The following is a 3716-nucleotide window of genomic DNA, read 5'->3' as shown; positions in this document are numbered from 1 at the left end:
TCGGTGCCGCCCGTGACGCGTGTCGCGGCGAAGGGCGCGTCGGCGGTGAGCCGCTTCTCCATGAGCAGCGGCGCCCACTTGTTGATGACGCGGGAGTCCTCGCTGTACTCCATGTCGGCGAACAGCGTCTGCTTCGACAGCGCCTCGTAGCGCGTCTTCAGGAAGGAGACGTTCTTCTCGCCACGCACGAAGGTCATGTGCGGAGTCGGGTTGATGAACGTGTCGGGCTCGCTGAGGACGCCGCGGTCGACCAGGCTCGACCAGAACTGCCGGCTGAGCTGGAACTGCTCGTTGATCGAGACCGCCTTGCTGACGTCGACGCTGCCGTCGGCCGCCTCCGGCGTGTAGTTCAGCTCGCAGAGCGCGGCGTGGCCGGTGCCCGCGTTGTTGAACGCGTGCGAGCTCTCCTCGGCGACGTCGCTGAGTCGCTCATAGGCGACGATCTTCCAGTCCGGCTGCAGTTCGTGCAGCAGGGTACCCAGAGTGGCGGACATGATGCCCCCACCGATCAGAACGACATCGACGGTTTCAGTCACCCGATAAGTCTAGCCGTCGGCATCCGTCCCGGTTTCCGCGCGACGGCTCAGGCGGATGCCGGGACCAGCCGCTTCGCGAGCTCCTCGGCGATCTGCACGGCGTTCAGCGCGGCGCCCTTGCGCAGGTTGTCGTTGCTGATGAACAGCACGAGTCCCTTGCCCTCGGGCGCGGACTGGTCGGCGCGGATGCGGCCGACGAAGCTCGGGTCCTTGCCCGCCGCCTGCAGCGGGGTCGGCACCTCGTCGACGACGACGCCCGGGGCTGCGGCGAGGATCTCGTAGGCGCGCTCCGGGGTGATGTCGTTCGCGAACTCGGCGTGGATCGAGAGCGAGTGGCCGGTGAACACGGGCACCCGCACGCAGGTGCCTGCGACGCGCAGATCGGGGAGGCCGAGGATCTTGCGGCTCTCGTTGCGGAGCTTCTTCTCCTCGTCGGTCTCGTTGTCGCCGTCGTCGACGATGGAGCCGGCCAGCGGGATGACGTCGAAGGCGATCGGCGCCACGTACTTCTCCGGCTGCGGGAAGTCGACGGAGGAGCCGTCGTGCACGAGCCGCAGGGTGTCGCCCTGGGCGAGCACGCCCTCCACCTGGCCGAGCAGCTCCTGGGCGCCGGCGAGTCCGGAGCCGGAGACGGCCTGGTAGGTGCTGACGATCAGTCGCTCGAGGCCGGCTTCGGCATGCAGCGCCTTCATGACGGGCATCGCGGCCATCGTGGTGCAGTTCGGGTTGGCGATGATGCCCTTGGGGCGCTCGTCCATGGCATCCGGGTTGACCTCGCTGACGACCAGCGGGACCTCCGGGTCCATCCGCCACGCGCTGGAGTTGTCGACCACGACGGCGCCGGCGGCGGCGAACTTCGGTGCATAGGCGCGGCTGGCGGTCGCGCCCGCCGAGAACAGCGCGATGTCGATGCCCGAGGCATCCGCGGTCTCCACGTCCTCGACGATCACGTCGGTGCCGCCGAAGTCGATGCTCGTCCCGGCCGAGCGGGCGGAGGCGAACAGCCGCAGCTCGCGGATCGGGAACGAGCGCTCGGCGAGGATCTCGCGCATGACGGTGCCGACCTGTCCGGTCGCGCCGACGATGGCGATCGAGAAACCTGAGTCTGAGATGCGGGTCATGAGCAGTCCTTGGCGTGGAGACGGTGCGCCAGGCTCAGCCCCGGGTGAGGATGCTGCGCCCGGCGCCGATGTCAGGGTTGCGGCGAGTCTACCCGCTCGCGATGGGGGCGGGACCGGTCGTGACAGGCGGAGGTTCGGGTCAGACCTGGTCGATGTACGTGTGGAACGGCGCGCGAAGGGCGACCCGGTCGTACAGGCGCTGCGCGTCGGTGTTGGTGTACGAGGTGATCCAGCGCACCTCGATCAGGCCCTCCTCGCGGGCGATCTCGTGCAGCCGGCTCAGCAGCGCGCGGCCCACTCCCCCGCCGCGCACCCCGGGCGAGACGAAGAGGTCGTCCAGGAAGATGGCCGTCGCGCCGCGCGACGGGCGGACGAAACGACGCCAGTGCGCGATGCCGATCGGCGTGCCGTCACGCAGCGCGAGCAGCGCGTTCAGCTCGTGGCCGGGATCCTGCAGCCAGTTCCAGACCGTGTCGATGACGGCGTCGTCGTGCTCGAGCTCGTAGAAGTCGCGGTAGCCGCGGAACAGCACGGCCCAGGCGTCGCGATCGGCCGGCTCGAGGTCGCGGATCGTGAGATCTCCTGCGTCCGATTCGGTCTTCGCCCCGGCATCCGTCGTCATCCGACGATCGTATCGGGCCGGCGCCGTCGCACGCCGGGCGTCAGCGGCCAGTGCCGGCGTGGACGACGGCCTCGATCTCGCTGTCCAGGCCGTACGCGGTGTGCACGGCCTGCGCCGCCTGGGCCAGGTCGGATCCGCGCACCACGACCGAGATGCGGATCTCGGAGGTGGAGATCATCTCGATGTTCACGCCGCCGCGGCTGAGCGCGTCGAAGAGGATCTCGGAGACGCCCGAGTGCGTGCGCATGCCCGCGCCGACGACCGAGAGCTTGCCGATCTGGTCGTCGTGCAGCAGGTTCTCGAAGCCGACCGCGGCCTGCTCGGCCGCGAGCGCCTTGATGGTGCCTGCGGCGTCGGCCTTGGACAGCGTGAAGGAGATGTCGGTGCGGCCCGTCGATGCGGCCGACACGTTCTGCACGATCATGTCGACGTTGGCGCCCGACTTGGAGACGATCTTGAAGATCTCGGCGGCCTTGCCCGGCACGTCCGGCACGCCCGCGACGGTGATCTTGGCCTGGCTGAGGTCGGTGGCGACGCCGGCGACGATGGGTTCTTCCATGGCTGCTCCCTCGGATTCGCGGGGGTTCTTCATGCCCTCGCCCAGAACGTAGGTGCCCTCGGCGGACGAGAACGTGGATCGTGCGTGGATGAGCACGCGGTGACGGCGCGCGTACTCGACGGCGCGGATGTACAGCACCTTCGCGCCGTTCGCGGCGAGCTCGAGCATCTCCTCGCTGGAGATGTGGTCGAGCTTGGCGGCGCGCGGGATGACGCGCGGGTCTGCCGTGTAGATGCCGTCGACGTCGCTGTAGATCTCGCAGACGTCGGCCTTCAGCGCAGCGGCCAGCGCGACAGCGGTCGTGTCGGAGCCGCCGCGGCCGAGCGTGGTGATGTCGCGGGTGTCGCGGTTGAAGCCCTGGAAGCCGGCGACGATGACGATCGCCCCCTCGTCCAGCGCCTCGCGCAGGCGCACGGGGGTGACGTCGACGATGCGCGCCTTGCCGTGGTGCGAGTCGGTGATCATGCCGGCCTGGCTGCCGGTGAACGAGCGCGCCTCGAAGCCCATCGAGTGGATGGCCATCGCCAGCAGCGCCATCGAGATGCGCTCACCGCTGGAGAGCAGCATGTCCAGTTCGCGCGGGGCGGGGATCGGCGCCACCTCGTGCGCGAGATCCAGCATCTCGTCGGTGGTGTCGCCCATGGCGCTCACCGCGACGACGACGTCGTGGCCGGCGCGACGGGTGTCGACGATGCGCTTGGCGACGCGCTTGATGCTCTCTGCGTCGGCGACGGACGAACCGCCGTACTTCTGCACGATCAGGGCCACGATCACTCCCGGGGACGGTGGGCGGAACCGCCCAGGATCATTGTACGGATCGGCTCCATGCCGTCCCGCGCATGTGACAGCGGTCGGCTACTCGACGGCCGCAGGCGCGG

The 3716-nt window shown here is 69.3% G+C and carries 3 protein-coding genes and 1 pseudogene; all 4 read right to left on the bottom strand.

Annotated features, from left to right (window positions below; genetic code table 11):
- Positions 1-494: pseudogene (locus BGN97_RS18370) on the bottom strand (malate:quinone oxidoreductase); the annotation flags it as partial.
- A gap of 89 nt (positions 495-583) precedes the next feature.
- Positions 584-1657, bottom strand: a complete 1074-nt coding sequence (locus BGN97_RS18365; RefSeq protein WP_292704762.1) for an aspartate-semialdehyde dehydrogenase — start codon at positions 1655-1657, stop codon at positions 584-586.
- A 139-nt stretch (positions 1658-1796) separates the two neighbouring features.
- Positions 1797-2279 carry a GNAT family N-acetyltransferase gene (locus BGN97_RS18360; RefSeq protein WP_292704760.1) on the bottom strand — a complete coding sequence of 161 codons (483 nt, stop codon included), beginning with the start codon at positions 2277-2279 and terminating at the stop codon, positions 1797-1799.
- A 40-nt stretch (positions 2280-2319) separates the two neighbouring features.
- Positions 2320-3606, bottom strand: coding sequence for an aspartate kinase (locus tag BGN97_RS18355; protein WP_292704758.1), 1287 nt, complete (start codon positions 3604-3606; stop codon positions 2320-2322).
- Positions 3607-3716 lie beyond the last annotated feature (110 nt).

This window comes from Microbacterium sp. 69-10 (assembly GCF_001897945.1).
Taxonomy (GTDB): Bacteria; Actinomycetota; Actinomycetes; order Actinomycetales; family Microbacteriaceae; genus Microbacterium.
This window is presented reverse-complemented; position numbering and strand designations above follow the sequence as displayed.